The organism is Frankia sp. AvcI1, assembly GCF_001420875.1.
GTDB classification, from domain to species: domain Bacteria; phylum Actinomycetota; class Actinomycetes; order Frankiales; family Frankiaceae; genus Frankia; species Frankia alni.
Genome location: NZ_LJFZ01000029.1, coordinates 50,345 through 75,216, shown reverse-complemented (window position 1 = coordinate 75,216; position 24,872 = coordinate 50,345). Strand labels below are relative to the sequence as shown.

The 24,872-nt window shown below is 71.4% G+C and carries 13 protein-coding genes and 16 pseudogenes; 13 read left to right on the top strand and 16 right to left on the bottom strand.

Going from position 1 to position 24,872, the window contains the following annotated elements:
* Positions 1 to 87 precede the first annotated feature (87 nt).
* The 6 genes and pseudogenes from UK94_RS64490 to UK94_RS74975 all read left to right on the top strand — a co-directional run.
* On the top strand, positions 88 to 858 hold a 771-nt coding region (locus UK94_RS64490; RefSeq protein WP_235489667.1), incomplete at its 5' end, for a CHAT domain-containing protein.
* 159 nt (positions 859 to 1,017) lie between these two features.
* Positions 1,018 to 2,040, top strand: a pseudogene (locus UK94_RS24770) (BTAD domain-containing putative transcriptional regulator); the annotation flags it as partial.
* 1 nt (position 2,041) lies between these two features.
* Positions 2,042 to 2,394: response regulator (locus UK94_RS64485; protein ID WP_235489663.1), on the top strand; the 353-nt coding region annotated here is incomplete at its 5' end.
* 4,386 nt (positions 2,395 to 6,780) lie between these two features.
* Positions 6,781 to 7,487: pseudogene (locus tag UK94_RS64480) on the top strand (aldehyde dehydrogenase family protein); the annotation flags it as partial.
* A gap of 1 nt (position 7,488) precedes the next feature.
* Positions 7,489 to 8,236 (top strand): annotated as a pseudogene (locus tag UK94_RS64475) (aldehyde dehydrogenase family protein); the annotation flags it as partial.
* Between the two features lies 1 nt (position 8,237).
* A partial coding sequence (locus UK94_RS74975; RefSeq protein ID WP_268761602.1) for a hypothetical protein occupies positions 8,238 to 8,313 on the top strand: 76 nt, incomplete at its 5' end.
* Positions 8,314 to 9,219: 906 nt separating this feature from the next.
* Here UK94_RS74975 and UK94_RS24735 read toward each other — a convergent pair.
* Positions 9,220 to 9,513 carry a hypothetical protein gene (locus tag UK94_RS24735; protein ID WP_231861073.1) on the bottom strand — a complete coding sequence of 98 codons (294 nt, stop codon included), beginning with the start codon at positions 9,511 to 9,513 and terminating at the stop codon, positions 9,220 to 9,222.
* A 221-nt stretch (positions 9,514 to 9,734) separates the two neighbouring features.
* On the opposite strand from UK94_RS24735, the pseudogene UK94_RS24730 reads away from it, so the two are divergent.
* Positions 9,735 to 10,057: pseudogene (locus tag UK94_RS24730) on the top strand (MarR family transcriptional regulator); the annotation flags it as partial.
* A gap of 90 nt (positions 10,058 to 10,147) precedes the next feature.
* Here UK94_RS24730 and UK94_RS64470 read toward each other — a convergent pair.
* Together UK94_RS64470 and UK94_RS74970 are read right to left on the bottom strand one after the other, a co-directional pair.
* Positions 10,148 to 10,329 (bottom strand): annotated as a pseudogene (locus UK94_RS64470) (helix-turn-helix domain-containing protein); the annotation flags it as partial.
* 1 nt (position 10,330) lies between these two features.
* Positions 10,331 to 10,468: pseudogene (locus tag UK94_RS74970) on the bottom strand (transcriptional regulator); the annotation flags it as partial.
* A 304-nt stretch (positions 10,469 to 10,772) separates the two neighbouring features.
* Between UK94_RS74970 and UK94_RS64460 the strand changes: the two are divergent.
* Both UK94_RS64460 and UK94_RS64455 read left to right on the top strand, forming a co-directional pair.
* Positions 10,773 to 11,254 (top strand): annotated as a pseudogene (locus UK94_RS64460) (MFS transporter); the annotation flags it as partial.
* A gap of 1 nt (position 11,255) precedes the next feature.
* A pseudogene (locus UK94_RS64455) lies at positions 11,256 to 11,903 on the top strand (MFS transporter); the annotation flags it as partial.
* A gap of 384 nt (positions 11,904 to 12,287) precedes the next feature.
* Here UK94_RS64455 and UK94_RS64450 read toward each other — a convergent pair.
* From UK94_RS64450 to UK94_RS24690, 10 genes and pseudogenes are all read right to left on the bottom strand, one after another.
* Positions 12,288 to 12,674, bottom strand: a pseudogene (locus UK94_RS64450) (hypothetical protein); the annotation flags it as partial.
* 1,191 nt (positions 12,675 to 13,865) lie between these two features.
* On the bottom strand, positions 13,866 to 14,648 hold a 783-nt coding region (locus tag UK94_RS24705), incomplete at its 3' end, for a cytochrome P450 (RefSeq protein ID WP_313949589.1).
* A 937-nt stretch (positions 14,649 to 15,585) separates the two neighbouring features.
* A complete protein-coding gene (locus tag UK94_RS31875) occupies positions 15,586 to 15,729 on the bottom strand; it encodes a DUF1059 domain-containing protein (RefSeq protein WP_011605334.1) in 144 nt (47 codons plus the stop codon).
* 199 nt (positions 15,730 to 15,928) lie between these two features.
* Positions 15,929 to 16,019 (bottom strand): annotated as a pseudogene (locus tag UK94_RS76480) (hypothetical protein); the annotation flags it as partial.
* A 1-nt stretch (position 16,020) separates the two neighbouring features.
* Positions 16,021 to 16,066 (bottom strand): annotated as a pseudogene (locus tag UK94_RS76475) (hypothetical protein); the annotation flags it as partial.
* Position 16,067: 1 nt separating this feature from the next.
* Positions 16,068 to 16,123, bottom strand: a pseudogene (locus tag UK94_RS76470) (hypothetical protein); the annotation flags it as partial.
* A 1-nt stretch (position 16,124) separates the two neighbouring features.
* Positions 16,125 to 16,483 (bottom strand): DUF6624 domain-containing protein (locus UK94_RS76465; RefSeq protein WP_313949588.1); only part of this gene is annotated, 359 nt, incomplete at its 3' end.
* A 132-nt stretch (positions 16,484 to 16,615) separates the two neighbouring features.
* Entirely contained in the window at positions 16,616 to 17,761 is a 1,146-nt protein-coding gene (locus UK94_RS24695; RefSeq protein WP_041940717.1) for a sigma factor, read from the bottom strand.
* Between the two features lie 14 nt (positions 17,762 to 17,775).
* Positions 17,776 to 17,917: pseudogene (locus tag UK94_RS74965) on the bottom strand (hypothetical protein); the annotation flags it as partial.
* Between the two features lies 1 nt (position 17,918).
* Positions 17,919 to 18,195 (bottom strand): YciI family protein (locus UK94_RS24690; protein WP_235489661.1); only part of this gene is annotated, 277 nt, incomplete at its 3' end.
* A gap of 531 nt (positions 18,196 to 18,726) precedes the next feature.
* Here UK94_RS24690 and UK94_RS24680 point away from each other — a divergent pair.
* From UK94_RS24680 to UK94_RS24670, 4 genes and pseudogenes are all read left to right on the top strand, one after another.
* A complete protein-coding gene (locus UK94_RS24680; protein ID WP_055751749.1) occupies positions 18,727 to 19,845 on the top strand; it encodes an NADH:flavin oxidoreductase in 1,119 nt (372 codons plus the stop codon).
* A 164-nt stretch (positions 19,846 to 20,009) separates the two neighbouring features.
* Positions 20,010 to 20,337: pseudogene (locus UK94_RS64440) on the top strand (hypothetical protein); the annotation flags it as partial.
* A gap of 1 nt (position 20,338) precedes the next feature.
* Positions 20,339 to 21,002, top strand: a 664-nt coding sequence (locus tag UK94_RS24675; protein WP_235489659.1) for a TauD/TfdA family dioxygenase, incomplete at its 5' end; no start/stop codon positions are given.
* A 772-nt stretch (positions 21,003 to 21,774) separates the two neighbouring features.
* Entirely contained in the window at positions 21,775 to 22,908 is a 1,134-nt protein-coding gene (locus tag UK94_RS24670; RefSeq protein ID WP_083866839.1) for a hypothetical protein, read from the top strand.
* Positions 22,909 to 23,863: 955 nt separating this feature from the next.
* Here UK94_RS24670 and UK94_RS64435 read toward each other — a convergent pair.
* The 3 genes and pseudogenes from UK94_RS64435 to UK94_RS64425 form a co-directional block, all read right to left on the bottom strand.
* A pseudogene (locus UK94_RS64435) lies at positions 23,864 to 24,089 on the bottom strand (bifunctional 5,10-methylene-tetrahydrofolate dehydrogenase/5,10-methylene-tetrahydrofolate cyclohydrolase); the annotation flags it as partial.
* A gap of 1 nt (position 24,090) precedes the next feature.
* A pseudogene (locus tag UK94_RS64430) lies at positions 24,091 to 24,225 on the bottom strand (bifunctional 5,10-methylene-tetrahydrofolate dehydrogenase/5,10-methylene-tetrahydrofolate cyclohydrolase); the annotation flags it as partial.
* Position 24,226: 1 nt separating this feature from the next.
* On the bottom strand, positions 24,227 to 24,730 hold a 504-nt coding region (locus tag UK94_RS64425), incomplete at its 3' end, for a bifunctional 5,10-methylenetetrahydrofolate dehydrogenase/5,10-methenyltetrahydrofolate cyclohydrolase (RefSeq protein WP_235489657.1).
* Positions 24,731 to 24,872 lie beyond the last annotated feature (142 nt).

The window sequence follows — 24,872 nt, the reverse complement described above, 5'->3', positions numbered from 1 at the left end:
CGTGACGTCCTGACCTGGGGACCGTCGAGACCCGGGACCAGCGGACCGTCCCTCGTGCTCGCCGACCCCGACTACGACCTCGCTTCNTCCCGTCCCCGTCCAGGTTCTGCTGGCGACCAGGGCACGCCGTATTTCCCTGCACTGCCGTCGACCCGGTCGGAGGGGCAGGCGATAGCCGACCTGCTGGCCGTCGCACCGCTGCTGGGTACCGACGCGCTGAAGGGCTTCGTGGCCGACGTCCGCTCGCCCCTCGTGCTTCATCTGGCCACCCACGGTCTGTTTCTGCCGGAACCGACCAGCGCCGACACGAGCCACTACGAGACGTTTTACGTCCTCGACGTTCCCGGCGAAGGCGTCTTTCCGCTTGCCGGGGAGTTTCCGGCCGCCGCCGAGACACCCGCCGGCCTGCCGGCAACCGGCACCGATCCGCTGCTACGCTCGGCGCTCGCGCTGGCCGGCATCAACACGTGGCTGTCCGGTGGTGCGACTCCTCCCAGCGCCATCGACGGGATGCTCACCGCCGACGACGTCTGCGCGCTCGACCTTCGGCACACCCGACTCGTGGTCCTGTCCGCCTGCGAGACGGGCCTTGGGGCGAACCGGCGGGAAGAAGGCGTCGTGGGGCTGCGATGGGCGTTCGCCGCCGCCGGTGCCCGAGCCGTCGTGACCAGCCTGTGGCGCGTCGCGGACAGCGCGACCGCGGACCTGATGACCACCTTCTACCAGCGACTTCTTGACGGCGCCCCAGTTCCCGTCGCACTACGGGACGCCCAGACCGGGGTCCGCGACAGGTTCCCAGACCCCTACCTGTGGGGAGCCTTCGTCTGCCACGGCGACCCGGCCGCGTTGTTGCGATGAACTCGATCCCGACGACAGAACCCGGCCCATCACCAACAACCACCATGTGATTACCGACAGGCTCACTCGAAAGACGCCAGCGCACGCCACGACGGGCGCGCCATGTGAACGTAATCTGTCACTTACGTGTTGTGAATACCGGTTTGTGACGATCGAGCGATGGTGGGCCTCGAGTTCCGGCTGCTCGGCCGCGTCGAGGTGTACCGGGACGGTCAGCCGGTGGACCTCGGCGGGCCCAAGCATCGCGCTGTCCTGGCCTCGCTGCTGCTCCGCGTCCGCCGCGTGGTGTCGGTCGATCAGCTCATCGACGACCTGTGGCCGCAGCAGCCCCCGGCCCGGGCGGCGGCCACGGTGCAGGTCTTCGTCTCCCAGCTGCGCCGGGCACTCGAACCCGGCCGTTGCCGTGGCGAGGCGGCGACCGTCCTGGTCACGGCGTCGCCCGGCTACCTGCTCGACGTCTCCCCCGACGCCGTGGACGCGCATGCCTTCGCCGACCTGGTCGTGCGCGGCCGGGCGGCCCTCGACGCCGGGGATCCCGAGCGGGCCGCGCGGGTGCTGCTGCACGCCGAGGGGATGCTGCGCGGCCCGGCACTGGCCGACGTCCCGGTCACCCCGTTCGTCGGGGCGGCGGCGGCCCGGCTGACCGAGCTGCACCTCGGCGCGGCCGAGGACCGGATCGACGCCGAACTCGCCCTGGGCCGGCACGCCGCTGTCGTCGCCGAGCTGGAACAGCGGGTGCGCAGCCACCCGCTGCGCGAGCGACTGCGGGCACAGCTGATGCTGGGGCTGTACCGGTGCGGGCGGCAGGTGGACGCGCTGGCCACCTATCGCGAGACCCGCCGGGTGCTGCGTGACGAGCTGGGGCTCGAGCCGGGCGTGCGGCTGCGCGAACTGGAACAGGCGGTGCTGCGGCAGGACCCCGGCCTGGCCTGGCAGCCGCTCGCGCCCGCGCCCGCGCCCGCGCCGCCGAGCGTGCCCGCCACGGCGGCCCAGGCGGCGACGCCGGGCCGCCGGAGGACGACACCGGACCACCGGGCACCGTCCGTGGATCGGCCGGGCAGGGTGCTCGTGGTCGACGACACCGCCGTCAATCGCACGCTCCTGGCCGCCGCGGTGACCGAGCTCGGCCACGAGGTGGAGACGGCCGAGAACGGCCACCAGGCGCTCGAGGTCCTGCGGGCCNCCGATGACGGTACGCGCGGATTCGACATCGTCCTGCTGGATCTGCTCATGCCGGTGCTGGACGGCTACGCGACCCTGGCCGAGATCAAGGCGGATCCCGCCCTGGCCGCCGTCGGTGTGATCATGGTGTCGGCGGTGCCGGAACTGGAGAGCGTGGTGCGCTGCATCGAGCTGGGCGCGATCGACTACCTGCCGAAGCCGTACAGCTCGACGATGCTGCGGGCCCGGCTGCGCGCCTCCCTCCAGGCCAGACGCTCGACCGCCGAGCGGGAGTCCGCCCTGCGCACCGAGATCGCCACGCTGCGCGCCGAGGTCTCCCGGGCTCGGACCGGCACCGCACCCGAACACCGATGACCTCCGCGCCGACGACCTCCGCGCCGACGACCTCCGCGCCGACGACCTCCGCGCCGATGTCGCTGCGCGGCCTGGTCCGTAGCGGTGTCGGCATCGGCGTGGTCCTGCTGGCCGCGCTGCTGCTGGTCAGTCTGAAGGCCGAGAGCAGCACGCGGCAGGCGGCCTCGGCCGAGGCCCGGCGGTCGCAGTCGCTGCGCCTGGCCTACGAACTGCGGCAGACCTCCGACGACCTGACCCGGATGGCGCGGACGTACGTGGTCACCGGTCAGCCGCGCTACCGCGCCTGGTTCCAGGAGATCCTGGAGATCCGCGACGGCACGGCGCCGAGACCGCAGAACTACGGCAACATCTACTGGGACGTCGTGACCGACACCGGCCGGCGGCCCTCGCCGTCCGGTCCCCCGGTCGCCTTCGCCACGCTGGCCGCACAGGCCCGGTTCACCCGCCCGGAGCTGGACCTGCTCGCCACGGCCAAGGCGCGGTCGGACGCCCTGGCCACCGTCGAGGAGCAGGCGTTCACCCTGGCCGTCCACGGGGGTGCGGCCAACCGCCAGCGGGCCACGGACATCCTGTTCGACGCGTCCTACCTGCGGGCCAAGGACGAGATCATGCGGCCGATCGGCCAGGTGCTCACGCTCGTCGACACCCGCACGGCCCGGGAGACCGCGCGGGCGACCGACCGGGCCCGGGCCTGGTCGGCGGCCGCGATCGCGGCGGCGCTGCTGCTGCTCGCGGGGATGGCGGTGTTCGCCGCCGTGACCCGCCGGGCGGTGCTCCGCCCGGTCGCGGAACTCGACGCCGCCACCGCCCGCATCGCCGCCGGGGCGCCCGACGTCCGGGCGCGGGTCGCCGGAGTCGGCGAGCTGCGCACCCTGGCCAGGCGCTTCAACGAGATGACCGAACGGTTGTTCCGCACCGCCGACGCCCTGCGCGACGCCGCTTCCACCGCCCAGAGCGCCAACGCCGCCAAGAGCGCCTTCCTGGCCACCATCAGCCACGAGATCCGGACCCCGATGAACGCGGTCATCGGCATGTCGGGGCTGCTGCTGGACAGCCGTCTGGACGCCGACCAGCGCCACCTCACCGAGGTCGTCCACGACAGCGCCCACGCCCTGCTCCTGCTGATCAACGACATCCTCGACTTCTCCAAGATCGAGGCCGGCCGCCTCAGCCTGGAACAGGTTCCGTTCGACGTCGCCGCCTGCGTGCAGGCCGCCCTCGATCTCGTCTCGGCCGATGCCGCGGCCAAGGACATCGCTCTGGCCTGCACCCTCGAACCCGGCACCCCGCAGGCCATGGTCGGCGACCCCACGCGGGTCCGCCAGATCCTGCTCAACCTGCTGAGCAACGCGGTGAAGTTCACCGAACGAGGCGAGGTGACCGTCACCGTCGGGGCGGCGCCGCGCGGCGCCGAAGGGCTGGGCGGCACCGACGGCACGTACGCGTGGCGCTTCCTGGTGCGCGACACCGGCATCGGCATCCCGGCCGGCCATCTTGAGTCGATCTTCGAGGCGTTCACCCAGGTCGACACCTCCACCTCGCGGCGCTACGGCGGGACCGGGCTGGGCCTGGCGATCTGTCGCCGGCTGTGCACCCTCATGGGCGGGACGATCACCGCCGCCTCCCCGCCCGGAGCCGGCACCACCATGACCGNCACCGTGCTCGCCGCGGCGGCGACGGTGGTACCGCACCACCCGGACCGACCGATCCACCCGGCCCCGCTGCCGCGCGCAAGGACCACCGCAGCCCTGCGGCTGCTGGTGGCCGACGATCAGGCCGTGAACCAGCGACTCGTGCTCCGTCAGCTCCACGGCCTCGGCCACCGTGCCGACCTGGTGAGCAGCGGCGCCGAGGCGGTGGCCGCGGTCCAGCGCGGGCGCTACGACGTCGTGCTCATGGACGTCCAGATGCCCGACGTCGACGGCCTGGAGGCCACCTGCCGGATCCGGGCTCTCTGTGACGGCCGCGGACCCTGGATCATCGCGCTCACCGCCAACGCACAGGCCGGCGCGCGGGAGGCCTGCCTGGCGGCCGGCATGGACGACTACGTCACCAAGCCGCTGGTGACCCCCGACCTCGTCGCCGCGCTGGCTCGGGCCCGGCCGCCGGGGGGCCGGCCCGTGCTGGACCCGGGCGCGCTCGAGCGGCTGCGTGAGCTTCTCGGTGGGAACGCCGCGGCCCTGTCCGGCCTGATCACCGACTTCCTCACCGACACGTCGGTGCTGGTGGACACGCTGTCCGCGACCGGCTGCGACCCCGACTCGGCGCACCGCGCCGCGCACACGCTGAAGGGCCTCGGCGCCACCTTCGGGGCCACCGACCTGGCCCGGTTGTGCCAGCAGGTCGAGACCCACACCGGTGCCGCCGGCGAGGTGGGCCCGCTGGTGCGGAAGATCGTCGCCGAACACGAACGCGTGGCCCGCGCCCTGCGCGCGCTCGACTGAGGCCGCCCGAGCCCCGCTGAGACCGCCCGAGCCCCGCCGAGGCCGCCCGAGCCCCGCCGAGACCGCCCGCGCCCGGCGGTGGCGGGGCCGCTTGGCCGTTGCTTAACACTTGCTTAGCGGCCGGATGTTGGCTGGTCGGCAGGGGTCAGCGTCGCTCCCGTCGCCCGTTCGTCCGTGTCCTCGGACCCGCGCCCGCTGAAAGGCCAGCCTGCGATGAGCACCGTCAGTCCCCCGCACGAACCCGCAACCCACCACCTCGACGACACCGGGTCCGCGAAGGAGACCCTGGAGGACTACACGCTCCGGTTCGCGCCGCGCAGCTACCGGCGTTGGGGCACCGGCATGGTCGCGATCTCGGCCCTCGGCGGCATCGCCTACCTCGCGGACTTCGCCATCGGGGCCAACATCGGCATCTCCTACGGAACGACGAATGCCCTGTGGGGCATCGGCGTCTTCGCCGTCGTGATCTTCCTGACCGGTTTCCCCCTGGCCTACTACGCCGCCCGTTACAACCTGGACCTCGACCTGATCACCCGAGGCAGCGGATTCGGCTACTACGNCTCGGTCGTCTCGAACGTGATCTTCGCATCCTTCACGTTCATCTTCTTCGCCCTCGAAGGCTCGATCATGGCCCAGGGCCTGAAACTGGGCCTGCACATCCCGCTGTGGCTTGGCTACGCGACCTCCANGATCATCATCTTCCCGCTCGNGGTCTACGGCATGAAACTGCTCTCCACGCTGCAGCTCTGGACCACACCACTGTGGCTGGTGNTGATGGTGCTGCCGTTCGCCTACCTGTTGATCAGCCATCCCGACTCGATCAGTGGGTTCTTCGACTACGGCGGGCAGGACGGCAAGGGCGGCTTCAACCTCGGCTCGGTCTTCCTGGCCGCCGGCGTCTGCCTGTCGCTGATCGCCCAGATCGCCGAGCAGATCGACTATCTGCGCTTCATGCCGCCGCGCACACCGGAGAACTCGCGCCGCTGGTGGACCGCGATGGTGCTGGCCGGCCCGGGCTGGGTCGTCTTCGGCGCCATCAAGCAGATCATCGGCATGTTCCTCGCCGTCTACATCATCGCGAACGTCGCGGACGGCGCAGGGGTGGCCAACCAGCCGGTGCACCAGTTCCTGGAGATCTACCAGGACATCCTGCCGCACTGGGCCGCACTGGCCCTCGCTGTCGCGCTCGTCGTGATCAGCCAGGTCAAGATCAACGTCACCAACGCCTACTCCGGCTCNCTGGCCTGGACCAACTCCTTCACGCGAATCACCAAGACCTATCCCGGTCGGCTGGTCTTCCTCGGCTTCAATCTGGCCGTGGCGCTGATCCTGATGGAGGCCGACATGTTCAGCTTCCTGAACACGATTCTCGCGTTCTACGCCAACTGCGGCATGGCCTGGATCGTCGTCGTCGCCTCCGACATCACGTTCAACAAGTATCTGCTCAANCTCTCTCCGCTGCAGCCCGAGTTCCGCCGCGGCATGCTCTACGCCGTCAACCCGGTCGGCTTCGGGTCGATGGTGCTGTCGGCCGGCATCTCGATCATCGACTTCTACGGGGGCCTCGGCTCCGGCCTCAAGCCCTATTCCCCGCTCGTGGCGATCGTGCTCGCGCTCGTCCTGCCGCCGATCCTGGCCGTGGCCACGAAGGGCCGGTACTACCTGCGCCGCACGGACGACGGCATNGACCTGCCGATGTACGACGAGTACGGCAACCCCTCGGGCGAGACCCTCACCTGCCACGTCTGCCACCAGGAGTACGAGCGGCCGGACATGCTCCGGTGCCAGACGCACGATGCCTACATCTGCTCCCTCGACCTCTCGACCGACAAGGTCGGCGACCACGTGCTCCCGGNCCAGTCCTCACTCGTCCGTCCACGGAGCTGAACGTCTGGTCAGGTTACTGAGCAGACCTTTGACTGCGGATCGGGGTGCCGTGACGATGGACACACCTCGCTGCCCCCGTTCCGAGAGCGGCGACATCTCAGAAGGGTGCGCCGTAACCATGGTCATCCGTGAGCAGTTATACGTCGGCGGCCGCTGGGTGGACAGCGACTCCACCGAGACTCTGACCGCGATCAACCCCGCGACCGAACAACCACTGGGGGTGGTGCCACAGGCGTCCGCGGAAGACGTCACCCGGGCGATCATGGCCGCGCGCGAGGCCTTCGACGACGGCCCTTGGCCCGGAATGAAGCCGTCCGAACGGTCCCGCGTACTGATGCGGATGGCCGAGGTCATGCGGCGACGTCAGGCCGAGCTCGTCGACCTCGACGTCGCCGAGGTGGGTCGAGCTCGGATGCTGGCCGAGTCGGTCTTCGTCGACGTGCCGATCGAGCACTTCGAGGACATGGCCGAGCGGGTGCTGCTCTCGTTCGAGTTCGACGAACCCATGCTGCCCTACGAGACCCCGCTCGGCGTCGGCCAGGGCGTCGTGCGCCGCGAGCCCTACGGCGTGGCTTCGATCATCACGCCGTACAACGCGCCGTTCTTCCTGGCCGCCTTCAAGCTCGCACCGGCGTTGGCCGCCGGGTGCACGACCGTGCTCATGCCGTCGCCCCACACTCCCCTGTCGGCGTTCCTGGTCGCGGAGATCGCCGAGGAGGCGGGCCTGCCGCCGGGAGTGTTCAACGTCGTCACCGGCACGCCNGCGGCCGGTGAACTGCTCACCTCGCACCCGGCGGTGGACATCGTCAGTTTCACCGGCTCCGACACGGTCGGTCGCAAGATCGTGAAACAGGCGGCGGACACGCTCAAGAAGGTCGTGCTCGAGCTGGGCGGCAAGTCGGCGAACATCGTCTGCGAAGACGCCGACCTGACCAAGGTGATTCCCGACGTCGTCATGAACTTCACGGTGAACTGCGGTCAGGGCTGTTCGATGCTGACCCGGACCCTCGTGCACGAATCGATCCACGACGACCTCGTCGCGGGTCTGAAGAAGGCCATGGACCATGTCAGAATCGGCGACCCGGCCGACCCGACGGTGACCATGGGCCCGCTCATCAGCGCCGCCCAGCGGGACAAGGTGGAGACGCTCATCCGCGCCGGCCTCGACGAAGGAGCGCAGCTCGCCTACGGCGGCGGCCGCCCGACCCACCTGCCGAAGGGCTTCTTCGTCGAACCGACCGTGTTCGTCGGGGTCGAGAACTCGATGACGATCGCGCAACGCGAGTTCTTCGGGCCGGTCACCGTCGTCATCCCGTTCCGGGACGACGACGAGGCTGTCCGGCTGGCGAACGACAGCGACTTCGGACTCGGCGGCGGAGTCTGGTCAGGTGACCCGACGCGGGCCTACCGCATCGGGGGCCGGATCCGCGCAGGCATGGTGTCCCTCAACGGCGGCACCGGCGGACTGAGCCCGCACGGACCCTTCGGCGGCTACAAGGCCAGCGGGATCGNCCGCGAATGGGGCAAGTGGGGGCTGTCCGAGTTCCTGCAGCACAAGTCGCTGGTGTGGCCGATGGCGTCGGGCTAGGTCGCGTATGTGGTTGTGATCAGGCGGCGTGATGGTGCCACCTGACTCCGGATCGTCGAGGCATGGCCGTGGGACGGTGTGGTCGTGGGCGTCGGGGTCGCCCTGACGTCGGGGTCGTCGGTGACGTCGGGCTGGCCGCCGGCGGCGCCGGCGCGGTTCCGCGGAACCGTCGGCCGCGGTGCCCCCACCGTGATCACCGTCCTGCGCGTGCCGACGCGCCAACGACGTCCAACCGAGATACCCAGGAGTACCCCGCGGCCCGACCGGAGGAGACAGCAAGCGAACGTGGACGCAGAGTCATCGAAATCCTGTGCGTGCATGACGCGCGGCTGGGTTTCGATGTGGCCCGCGAATATCCGGTTCCGGGCGGCCGGCTCGACGTCGTCTNGCTTGCAGCCCAGGGCTGCGCGATACCGAGATTCGAACGTCCGCTGCCAGTGGTCGGCTTCGAGGTGGAGTCGGGCCACCGGACGCGCAAGTACATCAAGGGCGATTACCTGAACCTCGCTGATCTTGGCGCCGGGCTCGGAGTCATCGTCCTCCTCAGAGACGGCGAGAAGGTGGCGGCAACCCGCCGATTCGCGGAGACCTTCATCGACCGGCCCGGCCCGCGGATCCTCGTCTGGTCCGAGCAGGACGTGTACCGGCTCCCGCCCACGAGCCCCAGGCACCGGTCATGACACCGGACACTGCCGACCAGGCACCGTCTGGCGGCCGGCCACCGTCGGCGACGACGCGGGCACGTCGCAGGCGGCGACGAATACCCATCCCGGGAAGTACGGCGCGTTGTGGGCCTGGCTCCGTGCCCAGACCGCGGATCGTCCCCCCTGCACCTTCGCCGAGATCGAGGACATCATCGGCATGCCCTTGCCGCCGTCGTCCTGGTGCACCGGCGCGGCGGCCGCGCTAGGACTGCGCCGGTCCCGCGGGGCAGCGCGAGGCGGTGTGGTCGGCGAGCCGCTCGAGTTCGTGGGCGTCCCGGGGCTGCCCGCAGCTGCGGCAGATGTCCACCCGCGCCGGCGCCGGGCGCGGCGGCGCGTCGAGCGAACCGAGCTGCGCCGGCCCCATGACGCTCAACAGGAAACGGTAGAAGCGGCTGGGCCGGTCCCCCACGCCACTCGCCGTGCCCAGCCCGCCCACCGTGCCCGTCTCGTCCGCTCCGGCTGCGCTGCCGACGGTGGTGCTCCCCTGAACCTTCATCCGTCGCCCTCCCTCGTCGGCGCCGCGGGTGTCGCGTCGCGGGCCGAAGCTTGGCACCCAATTAGTTCGTGCGCATAAGAATCGTACGCGATCGCTTCGTCGGCGTGCCAGGTATCCTGGACCATGACGCACGCCACGAAGGGAGGGACCGGCCCGTGATCGAGGACGACGCAAGNATCGGCGAGGACCTCGGGGAGGACCCCCTCGCGCTGGACCGGCAGGTGTGCTTCGCCCTGTCCGTCGCGTCCCGGCTGGTGATCGGGGTGTACCGGCCGCTACTGGAGCCCCTCGGTCTCACCCATCCCCAGTACCTGGTGATGCTGGCCCTCTGGGAACGCTCACCGCGCTCGGTGAAGGACCTCGGCGCCGCCCTGCTGCTGGACTCGGCCACGCTCTCGCCGCTGCTCAAGCGGCTGGAGTCGGCGGGCTACCTGTCCCGGCGCCGGGCCGCCACCGACGAGCGCCTGCTGACGCTCGAACTCACCCCGGCCGGCAGCGCGTTGCGGCAGGAGGCCCTGAAGATCCCCCACGCCGTCGTCGATCGNCTGGGTGTCGAGGTCGCCGATCTCCAGGAGCTGCACGGCGCGCTCACCCGGATCATCGAGGCCGCCCGCCAGGTACCGGCCCGCCGACCCTAGATCTTCGCGGCCGGGGTGAGGACGGCGGCGAGGAGGCCGGGGAAGCGTGCTTCCAGGTCCTCGTGGCGGATGGTGATGACGCGGCGGCGGCCCTCGACGGTGGTCGTGGTCAGGCCGGCATCGCGCAGCACGCGGTAGTGGTGGGAGACGGTCGGGGCGCCGACCTCGACCCCCTGGGNGATCACGGCGCAGTCGACCGGGCCGGTCCGGGAGTACATCGCCTGCATCAGCGCGAGCCGGACCGGGTCGGCCAGGGCGGCAAGGACCGTGATCAGGTTGATCGAGTCACGGCTTGGCTGAGGGAGCTGTCGAGACACCGCAGGCTGCCCGCTTCAGCCTCTCGGCCGACCAGTCGGCCGGTCACCCAGCCGGTCGGTTCGCCAGCCACCTCGCCGACCGCCCGACCGGTCGCTTCGCCGATCCCGATGCTTTGACACCCATCGAACGTACCCCTAGCCTCACCTTGTGACGGTTCGACAAGGATCGAATAAAGAGCCCGGGAGCGACGAGCCCGGGAACGACGAACCCGAGGACGACGAGCCCCGGAGCAAGGACGGACTGCGCGGCTGGCAGCTCGGGGTGCTGGCGGCCGNCACGTTCACGCTCGGCGTCGACGGGTTCGTGCTCGCCGGCCTGCTGCCCGCCATCGCCGACGACCTGTCCGTGCGGGTGTCCACCGCCGGCCAGCTCACCACGATCTTCTCCGTCACCTACGCGGTCGGCTCGCCGGTGCTCGCGGCCCTCACCGGCCGCTGGGACCGGCGCCTGCTGCTCGGCGGCGGGCTGGCGCTGTTTCTGCTCGGGATGGCCGGCCAGGCCCTGGCCCCCTCGTACGCCGTGATGGCCGCCGGGCGGGCCGCCGCGGCCCTCGGTGCCGCCGCGTTCCAGTCCAACGCCTACGTCATGGCCGGCATGCTCGCCGGCGGCGCACGGCGCGGGCGCGCGCTGGCCGCCGTCACCGCGGGGACCTCGCTCTCGACGGTGCTCGGGGTTCCCTTCGGCGTCCTGGCCGGGCAGTGGTTCGGCTGGCGAGCGGTGCTGTGGGTCATCACGGTGCTCGCGGCGCTCACCGCGCTCTGCGTGCCCCTGCTGCCCCGGGCCCANGTCCCGCCGACGAGCATGCGCGCCCGGCTGGGCGTGCTGACCCGGCCGCCGGTGCTCATGGTTCTGCTCGCGACGGTCGCGGTGGTCACGCCGCCGTTCCTGCTGATCTCGTACCTTCCGGTCGTCCTGGGCATGGACGGCACGGACGGCCGGCTCGTGGTGATCCTGCTCGCGTTCGGGCTGGGCAGCCTGACCGGCAACCGGCTGGTGGGACGCCTGGTCGACGGTCGCGGCGCGCTGGGAGTGCTGCTCGTCGCCGTCGCCGGGCTCGCCGCGTCGTTCGCCGTGCTGGTGCCGGCGCGCGAGGAGTACGTAGCGGCGCTGGTCGTCCTCGTCGCCGTCGGCGCCTTCCAGGGACTGTCGATCACACCGCAGCAGCACCGGCTCTTCGTCCTCGCCCCGGACGTCGCCACCGTCGCCCTCGGTCTCAACGGCTCGGCGATCTACCTCGGCAGCGCCCTCGGCGCCGCGCTCGGTGGCGTGACCCTCGACGCGGCCGGGGCGGCCACGATCCCGGCCACGGCCGCCGTGCTGGCCGCGGTAGCGCTCGCCCTCATCGCCACCACCGCCCCGGAACGACGGCGTCGATCCGCCGCCCCGCCCGTGGCCACACCCGCCATCGCCACCGACTCCCACAGCCGATCATGAATTCGCATCACGACCGCTGAACGACGTGCCGCGGAGTGGGTCCGGCCCCGCGGTAGTTCAGGGGGCGGTGGCGACGAAGTCGGCCGTCGTGACGGGGACGGTGGCCAGGGGGCCCGTGACGTCTCCGACCAGAACGGTCCAGCGCCTGCTGGTCCTGTCGATGCCGCCGGTGGGCGAGTTCTGNGGCGCCCACACGATGTCGCGCGGGCCGCAGGAGTAGTAGCCGACATAGTCCGGATGGTTCTGCGGGGATCCCCAGGCGCCGCCGTCGCGCAGCCGGCAGCGGTCCCCGTTGGCCAGATCCAGGCCGAGCGGGACGGGGTTCCTGGGCGGGGAGACCCGGGCGACGAGCGACTGGGCCGTGAGCGCGGCGAGCGTGGCCGNGTAGGGGTCGCGCAGGCAGAGCATCCGGCGGGCCTGGGGTGTCGGCCAGCAGGCATCGGCGCCGGCGGCGCTGGGCGAACAGTAGTAGATGTCGCCGCTGACGGCGGCGGGCGACGGGTCCGCCCGACTGGTGTCGCCGCAGTCGATCGGCGCGTCCGGATCATCATCGTGCCCGTCGACGGTCCAGCCCCTCGCCGGTTGTCCGCTGCGCCCGACCGGAGCCAGGTTGACCAGCTGTGTCACCGGGCCGCCGCGCGCGCCGGCCGCCCCCGAACTTCCCGCCCCGGCGCCTGTCCCCGCGGCCGAAGCCGTCCCCGCGGCCGGCGCCCTCGTCGCAGCCGGCACCCTCGTCGCAGCCGGGACCGTCGTCGCGGCCGGGACCGTCATGGCGGTGGAAACCATCGGCGGCGTCGTCGCAGCCGCCTGCCCGCCAGGCCGCCCCTCGCTGGCACAGCCTGCAAGCACCGTGACCGACGCTGTCACGAAGACGGCCGCCCACCGGCGCAGGCCTGTCTCTCGCCGACCCGTTCTGCCTGCCCACACGTCCGCCTCCCGGCCAGGTCCCGCCGAGTCGACACGTGACCCGACCCGCGGAATGTAAGCCGCCCGCGGCCCGCTACCGCGCGCCCTGTCCGACACCCGACGACCGCACGCCAGGTTCTTCTCCACGGGCTGGAGTTGCGGCGTCTCGGGCCGAGGGTCACCGTCCCCGCCTCTGGCAGCCGGCCCCCGGCTGCTCGAGATCGCGCCGACCGCACGCGCTGGTCCTGTCACAAACCCGTCAGCTTCCCGGCGGTCGAGGTCGAGCCGACGATAGTGGCCGCACTGCCATCCACGGCGGTGCGTGCACGAGTTCGAGGGGGACGCACAATGACGGTGGACGAGCCATCACCCGGCATGCCAAGGCGGACCCTTCTGGTGGCCGGACTGGGGTTGGNGGCCGTCACGGCAACGGCCGCGCTGTCCTCACCTGCCGAGGCGTCAGGGATATGGCACCCCGACTGGCGCTTCTGCAACAAGTGCTTCGGCCTGGTCCGGAACCTGCGGCAGGTCCACAACCGATGCCCCGCGGGCGGCCTTCACGTGATACAGGGCTGGACCTTCGGGATACCCTTCACCAACAGCACCGACCACCACGCCGGCGAGACGGCGTACCAGCAGAGCGACTGGCGGCAGTGCTCGTCCTGTGGCCTTCTCTACTACCACGACTTTCCAGGTGTCTGCGCCGGGCGCGGCGGCGGGCCGCACACCGGCGTCTACCCGCAGAACCTTCTCTGGNACGACCGGAACCCAGTTCCGCGGGACTTTCAGAGCNCATGGCGCTTCTGTTTCAAATGCAGCTCGCTCTATTTCGATGGATACCAGCCGAATCGCGGCGTCTGCCCAGGGAATCCGGGATGGGGACATGCCGCCGCCGGCTACCTGTTCCAGCTGGAGGTGTACTCGTACACCTGAGTACCTCTTCTTTCTGAGGTCTGCGGGCACCGGTGACGAGACGCAGGATCTCGCGGAGCGGTACCGGACCGCGATCCGGCCACTCCGGACGAGGCCCCGTCGTTCACTTCCTCGCGGTCAGGNGGCGAGCCGCAGGGGGAGCGTCTGCAGCCCGCGGATGATGCTCTGGTTTCGGTATGTCGGCGTACTCCCGATCAGAGCGAGCTCGCTGGTGCGCTCGAGAAGCAGACGGAAGATGATCTCCGCCTCCATCCGGGCCAGGGGGGCGCCGAGGCAGTAGTGGACACCCGTCCCGAACGCGAAGTGGCGCGCGGCCGGAGTGGATCCCGCGTAGCGGGCGACCAGGAAACGGTCCGGCTCGTCGAAGGCGTCCGGATCGCGGTTCGCCGAGCCGACGAGCAGCAGAGCGCCCTCACCGCGGCGGAACTGTCGTCCACCGACCTCGGTGTCGCGCAACGCCGTCCGCGGGATGAACTGCACCGGAGAGTCGTGCCGCAGCATCTCCTCGACCGCGGCGGGGATGAGGCCGGGGTCCGCGCGCAGAAGTGCCAGCTGGTCGGGGTGCTGCACGAGGGCGAGAACCCCGCCGCCGATGAGGTTGACCGTCGTCTCATGCCCGGCCACCAACAACACGGCGCAGAGCGCGAGGACCTCGCTTTCGGTCAGCGCATCCTCCCCGAGGTGGATCGCGACGAGCTGGCTGACGAGATCGGTGCCCGGCCTGACCCGGACGCGCGCGATGAGGTCCCGGAAATAGGCGTCCAGCTCCCGCGCCGCCCGGCGGCGCTCGGTGATTTCGTCGGGAGTCAGCAGAAAATCCGGGTCGATGCCGCGAATCAGCGTCTCCGACCACTCGCCGAATATCTTTTCGTCCGCGGCCGGAACGCCGAGCAGTCGGCATATCATGCGGGTCGGCACGGGCCGGGCCAGCGCCCTGATCGCGTCGATCTCACCAGCCTCCAGCGCCGCATCCAGCAGCCCGGCGACGAAGGACGTGAGGTCGGGGGCAAGCTCGACGAGAGTGCCGGGCGTGAACGTCCTGCTGACCAGTCGACGTAGCCGCGTGTGATCTGGNGGATCGGATCGCAGGAGCGACTCCAGCCCGTCGTCGGCATCACCGTCGGGACGGAAGGGACTGATGTTCTCCTTGTAGCCGTGCCCGAAGGCGGGGTCCTGGAGCACGGCGGCGGTGTCGCCGTGCCGGGTGACCAGGGTCACCCGGTGGCCCGCCAGGTCATGCCCGGCCAACGGGTCGGCCTCGCGGATGGCTCGGTAGGTGGANTAGGGATCGACCTGGCGCGCGGCGTCGAAGGCCGCCAGCAGCGGCGAGCGCCGCTCGCTGGCAGAGCGTGAGGCCGGGACGGTGGCCATCTCGTCAACTCCCTGTCTACGCGTGCGTGGCGTCACCGACGCAGTCCGATCCTGCGGTACGAATGGTGACGGCGGGCACCGGTGCCCTCCCCCGCCGGGTCGTTGACACCTGCAGATCTTCAAGAGATTCCCTGCCGACAGATTTCGTCACGATTGTGGCTATGACCGGCCGGTCATGTCCAATAGGCACTCCTAATCGGCCGATCGGTTTCGGCATGGGATTTTGATGGTGCGTCCTTCGTCCGCTCGCATGTTTCGCGACAGGGCCGAGCGTGATCGCGGGGATCTGCATTGTTCGGCGCCACGAGCTGCGTGTGCAACGCTGGGCGGACCTCGTCGATCCCGGGCGGATGAGGCGTGGCCACGCGACAGGCGGTGCGGCGCCGACGTGCCAGCGATCGAGCGGCTCCAGGGAGACCTACTGGCCGCGTCGGTGAATCTCGCGAAGCGGGTCGCGCCCGAGATCGCGGTGTCAGTAGGCGAGGAAGAGGATCTCCTCTCGGCTGTATTCGTGGCTGGGATGCTGCTCGGCAAGATGTTCCTGGGTCTTGCGGACCAGGTCGTCCTCGTCGACGCCCTCGATGTGCTCACCACAGGGGCAGTTGAGCCTCTTCACCGCGACTCGTCTCCTCTCTCACCTGGCGGTCGTGCGGCCGCCCCTCCAGTATGTGCACGCCGCAGGCGCCAGCGAGACCGTCTTCCCATTCCGCCGGGCCGCGCCGGAGNGAACATGGCGTCGAACGGCGAGCGGAGCCGCCCAAGGAGCAGCGGTTCTCCTCGACGGGGGCGTGGTCCTGCCCGAGGGCACGACCTGCTCACCAGTCCCGTAGGGCGAGACAGCGCTGGCCCTCGTACGTGTCCATCATCAGGGCCTGATACTCGGCGAATGGTCCAAGCCCGACGGCGNCTCGTCGTTCGTCAAGGCGGTCCAGATCAGCGATCGGTTGGGGCTGNAGGCCGCCATCACCGTCGGGTCCGTACCAGAACTGGGTGCCGTAGAGCTGGGGATCNCCGCGGACACGCCGGACCCGGTCGGTGAGACACCTCAGGTCGGCCGAGGATGCCTCGCCGGCGTCGACAGCCGCGACCAGCAGGGTGAGGCAGTCGGCCTGGAAAGCGTGGTCGTGATCGGCATGTTGGGCCAGCAACCAGGCGTCGTGCGCGCCTTTCTCACCGACCAGGGATCGGCCTGGCCAGCCGTGCTCGGCGACAACGCGACGCAGCCACGCGGTGTTGTCCTCGTCGACCGCGCCACACTCCGCCCGTTCTTGCTCGCTGATACGGCCGCTGCGGCGAGCCGTCCACGCCCTGCGCATCGCCTGGTCCGCGTCGACCCGCCGCGCCAACTCGGCCCGCAACCCTTCGTCCACACGGCCAGTGTGCAACGGCCTCCCGCGAATCGGACGCGTCTCCTCCGCTCACGCCCAACCCAGTGCGGCCGGGCATCGTCGGCAACCGCGACCACATGATCGTTATCCTGGCGGACGGACCAGCGCGACCCGTCAGCGGCCCCGGCGGGTGTTGAGCCGGGCGGCCTGGCGCGTCAGGTGGTCGCGCTCCGCGATGGTGGAGGCCGCGTGGGCCGCCTCGGCGTACAGACGTGCCGCCGTCGCCAGGTCGCCGTCGCGTTCGTGGAGGTACGCCGCCACCGCGGCGTGGCGGGGCAGTGCGTCGTCCAGCGCGGCCAGCGCCGCCAGGCCGGCGCGTGGCCCGTCCGCCTCGCAGACGGCCACCGCGCGGTTGAGCCGGACGACCGGGCTGTCGGTCAGGCGGGCGAGCTCGTCGTACCACTCGACGATCTGCACCCAGTCGGTCTCCGCGGCGGTGGGCGCGTCCGCGTGCAGTGCCGCGATGGCGGCCTGAGCCTGGAACTCGCCCAGCCGGTCGCGGGCGAGGGCGGCCTGCAGGATCGCGACGCCCTCGGCGATCAACGCGGTGTCCCACCGGCCGCGATCCTGCTCGGCGAGGGGCACCAGGCTGCCGTCGGGCGCGGTCCGGACCGCGCGCCGGGCGTGGTGGAGCAGCATGAGGGCGAGCAGGCCCGCCACCTCCGGATGGTCGATCGCGGCCGCGAGCTGCCGAGTGAGCCGGACGGCCTCGACGGCGAGGTCGACGTCGCCGGAGTAGCCCTCGTTGAAGACCAGGTAGAGGACGCGCAGCACGGTGGCGACGTCGCCGGGCCGGTCGAGGCGCACACCGGACACGGTGCGCTTGGCCCGGCTGATGCGCTGCGCCATGGTCGCCTCGGGGACCAGGTAGGCCCGGGCGATCTGGCGCGTGGTCAGTCCCCCGACGGCGCGCAGCGTGAGCGCGACGGCGGACGACGGCGTCAGCGACGGATGGGCACACAGGAAGTAGAGCTGGAGCGTGTCGTCGACCGCGGACGCGGGTCCGGGCGCCGGCTCGTCGTCGACGAGGCCCTCCCGACGGCGGCGCGCGACGTCCGCGCGGGTCGCGTCGAGGAACCGGCGCCAGGCGACGGTGACCAGCCAGCCCTTCGGGTCCCGCGGCGGGTCGGCCGGCCAGACGCGGACCGCCTCGACCAGCGCGTCCTGCACGGCGTCCTCGGCCGCCGCGAAGTCCGCTCCGCGGCGGACGAGGATCCCGAGCACGCCCGGCGTGAGGCTGCGAAGCAGGACCTCGTCCACCCGCGGAGGTCCGTTCACTTGAAATGGCACTCTGTGACGGTGTGCGTCGCGGACAGGAACGGGCGCAGCTCGAGCCACTCGTGGATCGGCCTCCCGCCCGCCCCGGGGGCGGCCGACAGCTCCCCGGCCAGCTCCACGGCGCGCTCGTAGCTGTCGNCGTCGATCACCATCCAGCCGGCGACGAGGTCCTTGGTCTCGGCGAACGGGCCGTCGGTGACCGGCGGGCGGCCCTCGCCGTCGTACCGGACGAACGTCCCCGTGGGGGCGAGCGCCAGGCTGTCGACGAACTCGCCGGTCCCCTCGAGCCGGGCCGCGAAATCGTTCATGTACTGCACGTGGGCCGAGACCTCCTCGGGCGTCCACTGCTCCATGGGCACGTCGTTGACCGCGGCCGGGGCGCCGCGGTAGTGCTTGAGCAGCAGGTACTTGGCCATCGTGGTTCTCCTCGGTGCTGGTGCGACCCTCTCGTCGCGTTCTCCCCCGGGACGGAGTCAACCACCGGTTCTCGACATCGCCGCCGCATCTTCTTGGCGCTCTCGGGGGCGAGTCCGGGTGAGCCGTCGCGCGGTGTCCGGATCTGCGGCGTCGGGCGGGGGGCGAGACCATCCCGCGGCGTGCGGCGTGCGGCGTGCGGCGTGCGGCGAGCGGCGAGCGGCGAGCGGCGAGCGGGATCGGGATCGGGATCGGGATCGGGATCGGCTCGGTCGCGCCGGGGACAGCCCGCCGCACGGGCAAATGCGGGGAATCTCCGCTGCACGGGACCGTCGTCGACGAGGGCCAGGGCGGCGCACAGGTGAGCCAGGAACCGATTGTCTCAGCGGAACATCCGCGATGGCGCCGGGATTGAACGCGACATGACTGTGTCTTCGAGTGATACGGCGCCNCCGAATCGTGCGGCATCTTCAGGTGTTACGGCAACTTCGGGTGTTGCGGCGTCCGCGGGTGTTGCGGTGGCGCCGTCCCCGTTGAGTAGCGAGCGCCTGCTGGACGGGACGGACGCCGCGCCGCTGTTCACGCCGTTCTCCCTGGCCGGCGTCGAGCTGGCCAACCGGTTCGTGATGGCGCCGATGACCCGCAGGTTCTCCCCGGGCGGCGTGCCGGGCGAGGACGTGGCCGGCTACTACGCGCGGCGGGCCGCGCACGTGGGCCTGATCGTGACCGAGGGCACCTACGTGGATCATCCCTCCGCCGGGAGCAGCGACCGGGTGCCCCGGTTCTACGGCGACCAGGCGCTCGCCGGCTGGCGCCGGGTCGTCGACGCCGTGCACGCGGTGGGCGGGCGGATCGTCCCGCAGCTGTGGCATCTCGGCGCCGGCCGCGAGGCGGGTGCTCCGCCGCATCCGGAGGCGGCGGTGTTCTCCCCGTCGGGCCGGCGGGGCGACGGGACGGTGGTCGGCGACGAGGCAAGCACCGCGGAGATCGACGAGGTGATCGCCTCCTTCGCACGCGCCGCGGCCGACGCGCGCCGCGCCGGATTCGACGGCGTCGAGCTGCACGGGGCGCACGGCTACCTGCTGGACCAGTTCTTCTGGCTGCGGACCAACCGGCGCGCCGACGGCTACGGCGGCAGCCTGGCCAACCGGGCCCGGCTCGGGGCCGAGGTCGTCGCCGCGGTCCGTGACGAGGTGGGCCCGGACCGCCCGGTGATCTACCGGTTCTCCCAGTGGAAGGGCGGCGACTACGACGCCCGTATCGCCGAGAACCCCGAGGAGCTCGAGACGCTGCTCACCCCGCTCGTGGACGCCGGCGTCACCGTGCTGCACGCCTCCACCCGCCGCTACTGGCAGCCGGCGTTCGACGGCTCCCCGCGGACCCTGGCCGGCTGGGCCAGGAACATCACCGGCCTGCCCACCATCGCGATCGGCTCGGTCGGCGTGCCGACGGCCTTCCGCGGCGACGACGAGAGCCCGGCGGCGACGCTGAGCCTCGCCCCGCTGCTGGAGCTGTTCGAGCGCGGCGAGTTCGACCTGGTCGGCCTCGGCCGCGCCCTGCTCTCCGAACCCGCCTGGGCCACCAAGCTGCGCGATCGCCGCCTGGCCGAGATCCGCACCTACGACAGCGCCGACGACTCCCGCCTGACCTGACCACCGGCAGCCGGGGCCGCCGGCCGCCGCCGGCGACCTGACGTCCGGCTGCCGGGACGTCCGGCCGCCGCCACCGTCGACGTCGCGGCCCTCGGGCGAACTCCCGATCGCCCGAGGGCCGACGGGATCTGTCGTGACCCGGACCAGGAAAGTGTTGCACATTCATGGCCGAGAAATGTCCGTGGCCCCGGCGAGGATTGCGGTTTCCGGGCGCCAGAAGTAATGTTCGCATGCGCCATGACGGTTCGTACGCGGGAGGTACGCCGTACGGCATTTCCCGCCCGATCGGCGCACCGGCCCGCGCCGCGCCCCCTTCCGGATCGCGGTCCTCTTCGGCAGGAATTGCCACGCACCCCGAGGGAGTCACGGTGACCGCTATCCGTACCGCGCCCCACGACATCCGCCCGGCCAGCCCCGTCCTCGGCGCCGAGGTCGTCGGCGTCGATCTGGCCGGTGGCGTCGACGACGCCACCGCCGAAGCCCTGCGCGAGGNGTTCTGGCAGCACAAGGTCCTCGTCTTCCGCGACCAGCACCTCTCGCCCGACGCGCACGTGCAGGCAGTACGGATCTTCGACGAGCCCTTCGACCACCCGAAGTGGCTGTACCGCCACGAGGACAACCGGCTGGTGTACGACTTCCAGCTGGAGAAGGCCGGGGGCGCCTCGACCTGGCACGTCGGCGGCACGTGGCGGACCCCGCCGTTCCATCTGGAGTCGCTGACCTACCAGGTGGTCCCGGACATCGGCGGGCGCACGCTGTGGGCCGATCTGCAGGCGGCCTATGACGGCCTGTCCGAGCCGTTCCAGCACCTGCTGGAATCCGTGAGCGCCGTGTACAACGCCGATCCGGGCGACGGGACCTACAACCGGCCGCCGGTGACCGAGACCGTCGAGCACCCGGTCGTGCGCACCCACCGCCACACCGGTCGCAAGGGACTCTTCCTCAGCTCGTCGGCGCTGCGGCTGACCGGCGTCGGCCCGGCCGAGGGCGCGGCCCTGCTGCCGTTCCTGCTGGCGCACGCCTCCTCGCCCAACTACACCGTCAGCTTCGGCTGGAAGCCCGGGGACTTCGTGATCTGGGACAACCTGGCCACCTGGCACTTCGCGGTCAACGACTACGACGGCCCGCGCGTCTACCGCAAGGTCATCGGCGGCTGACCCACGGCCACGGCGGGTTCGCCCCCCCAGCTTCGATCGCCGCCCCGCCGGCTCCGACAGTCGAGGAAACCCTGCTCTATGGGGCGGGACCGCGTCTCTACCGTCGGTCTCCGTTTGCCCGAAGGCCGCGCCGAGCTTCTTCATCGCCGACGGTGATCCGACGTGCGACAGCACCGACTGGGCGACGATCCGCGGAAACGGGGTGTTCGGCTTGGCCAGCGTGACCGCGAGCGTCCGGGCGTCGACCACCGAGGTCGACGCGATCCGCCGGGCGTAGCCGGCAGCGGCCGAGCCTCTGGCCGGGTCGGCGTCCACCTGCCAGTTGTACTGGACGGCCGCGGCGTCGAAGGGCGTGCCGTCCGAGAACGTCACCCCGTCGCGCAACGTCAACGTCCCGTGCACGTTGTCGTTGGTCGTCAGTGACTTCGCAATACGATTGCGCAGTCCGCCCGACGTGTCGAAGGCGATGAGCGCGTCGTCGATGGCGAACCGCTCGTCGGTGCCGCTCTGCGGGCCGGCGCCCGCGACCGNGCGGTACGGGGACAGATCCTTGATGGCGGCATCGGTGCCCGACCACACCCAGGTCAGGGTCCCGCCGTGCGTGGGCGCACCGTTGGTTCCCCCGGTGCCCGTGCCCGTGGTGGACGACGATGCGCCGCCCGCGCCCGCCAGGAGGACGGCTGCAACACGCACAGCCGACGCCGCGGGTGTCGGCGCGTCGCTACCCCGCCTGCGACTCGAAGAGTGATTGCCTGACTTCAATGCGTATTCGATGGCGTGGCGAGGGTCGGCCACCGTCCGGGAGGCGTCGATGGGTGCGGTGCGGGCGATCAGGGTCGCGGCGGCAGCGACGGTGATGGCGGCGGCGACAGTGACCGGCGCCGTCCTGTCGTCCGGAGTGGCGGTGGCTGCCGCACCCGCTGCCGGGCCCGTACGGCCGGTCGATCTGGGCGCCCTGCCGGGCATCACCCACAACGGCGCCACCTCGATCAACAACCGCGGTGACGTCGTCGGCTCCGGCTACAGCAGTCCGTACGACAGCCACGGATTCCGCTGGTCGCGGGGGGTCCTCACCGCCCTGCCCGACACCGCGCGAGCACCCCTCCTGATCAACGACGCCGGGCAGATCGCCGGTGTCCTGCCGGGTCGCTTCACCTCGTCCGGCTTCGTGATCCGTCCCGACGGCGCCGTGGTCGATCCCGGGTTCACCCCGGTTGACCAGAACGAGCGCGGCCAGGTGGTCGGGACGGGTCCGGCCGGCGGGGGGACGCACGCGATGAGCTGGCGCGACGGCCGGACCGTCGATCTCGGCGCGCCCGCGGGCTACACCAGCCAGGCCATCGCGGTGAGCGACAACGGGTGGATTTTGGGTGAGCTGCAGCGCAAGGACCACCCCGACGACCAGTTCGCCCGCTGGTTGCGCGGCCGCTGGGTGCCGCTGCCCGGCCCGCACGGCCGCGCCGTCGACATCAACGACCGCGGGGACGTCGTCGGCTGGGCCACGACCCCGGCGGGCATCACCCACGCCACGCTGTGGCAGCGCGACCGCGCCATCGACCTGGGCCCCGAGGACGCGGCCCTCAGCCAGGCACTGGCCGTCAACAACGGCGGCCAGATCGTCGGCTCCACGTTCGATCCGGACACCGACGCCGGGCACGTCCTGCTCTGGGACCATGGCCGCCAGAGCGACCTGGGCACGTTCGGCGGCTCCTTCGCCCGGCCGCTCGCCCTCAACGACCGGGGCGACGTCGTCGTGCAGACCAGCACCGGAGCCTTCCGCTGGCGCCACGGCCGGACCGTGCGCCTCGACGGCTCCGCCGAACCGGCGGCGATCAACAACCTCGGTCAGGTCGTGGGCTCCGTGCTCCGGCCCGACGGCACGAGCCACGCCGCCCTGTGGAACTGACCGACCGGCGATCCGTAGGCAATCCGTTCGGGGAAGTACGCGTTCCGCCAGGTGGTCCGAATCAGTTGGGTTGCGTGCCGTCCGTCCAATTCTTCCAATAATCTCCAGCCATCTCCCTCGAGGTTCACCGAGAATCACGGAGATCGCAGGGAGATCACACGCAAATCACCGTGTACTTGCCGCTCGAATTTTCCAACCATTTTTGCCGCGAACACGCCGACCACAATCCTTCCGGTCAGCACCACGCGCCGCTAGCCTTTTCACTGCAAGGAGATGGTCAACAATCTCGATGACGGGAGAACCATGGGAAGACCGCTGAAGGGGAAAGCTGCCGCCGCCGGCCTGTCCGCCGTGGCGGCGGTCTGCATGACGGTGGGGCCGCTGGCTTCGGGCGCCTGGGCCGGCGGACATGTTCCGCCGCCAGCCGTCAACCAGTGGCACGGCCCGGACCGCTGGGACTGGAACAGGAACAGGCCGGTTCAGAACTGGGACCGCCAGAACTGGGACCGTCAGAACTGGAACCGCCGGAACTGGTGGCGTCAGGACCAGAGCCGTAGGGGCGGATGGTACCCGGACAGGTGGCACCCACAGCCAGGTCCGGGTTGGTACGGCCCGCGGGACCGGGATCAACGGCCGATCGTGATCGTCCGATAGCGCGATAGCACGGAACATCGCCCGGCCGGCCGGCGCCTTTGCGTCGAATCGGCCGGGCGGGTGCCGGCAACACGGCCGGTGAAGGCAACACGGCCGGTGAAGGCAACACGGCCGGTGAAGGCAACACGGCCGGTGAAGGCAACACGGCCGGTGAGAGCAGCCCGTCGGTGAGGGCAACACGGCCGGTGGAAGGCGACCCGCGTCCGTCGGCATGATGTCCGGCCAGCCGAGGTGTTTTCGCGTTTCTCCGCCGCCCCCGGGATCGCCGCGCCCGGCTTCGGACGACGACCCCCGACCTGCGTCAGACGAGGCTGCCCACCTCTGCGGCGGCCCGCGCGGCGAGCAGTGTGTTGCGCAGCAGCATGGCGATGGTCATCGGCCCGACGCCGCCGGGGACCGGGGTGAGCCGGCCGGCGACCTCGCGCACGGCGTCGAAGTCGACGTCGCCGCGCAGACCCTGCTCGGTGCGGTGCATGCCGACGTCGATGACGGTCGCTCCGGGCTTCACCGCGTCCGCTCCGATGATCNCCTGCTTCCCGGCTGCGACGACCAGCACGTCCGCGCCACGGCAGACGGCGGCCAGGTCCCGGGTGCGGGAGTGGCAGATCGTGACGGTCGCGTTGCGCCCGACCAGGAGCTGGGCGACCGGGCGGCCGACCAGCTNGGACCGGCCTACGACGACGGTGGGAGCACCGCTGAGCTCCACGTCATAGGCGTCGAGCAGCTCGATGATCCCCGACGGCGTGCAGGGCCGCAGGCCGGGCAGGCCACGGGCTAGCAGGCCGACGCTGGCCGTCGTCAGGCCGTCGACGTCCTTCTCCGGGGGAATCCGGCCGACCAGGGCCGCGCCGTCGAGCCCCTCGGGAACGGGAAGCTGCAGCAGGATCCCGGAGACGGCCGGGTCCGCGGCGAGGGAGTCCAGCAACGCGGCGATCTCGTCCTGGGGGGTGTCGGCGGGCAGGTGCTGGTGCAGGTCCGCCATGCCCGCCTCGACGCAGGACCGACGCTTGCCGCCGATGTAGACCGCGGACGCCGGGTCGTCGCCCACCAGCACCGTCGCGAGGCCCGGCTGGCGGCCCGTGGCCGCGCGGAACTCGGCGACGTCCCGGGCCACGTCCGCCCGCACCCGGGCGGCAACGGCCTTACCATCGATGATCACAGCGCTCATGTCGGCCTTTCGCCCTCACGTTGTCCGGTCGGATCCGCCGTCGCGACCCGGCTCGCCGCCCCGCCGCGCGCCGCGTCACGCGGCCGGCGTCGGCGACGGCCCGACCGAGCACGCTACGCCATCGCGGCCCGGCGTGACCTGC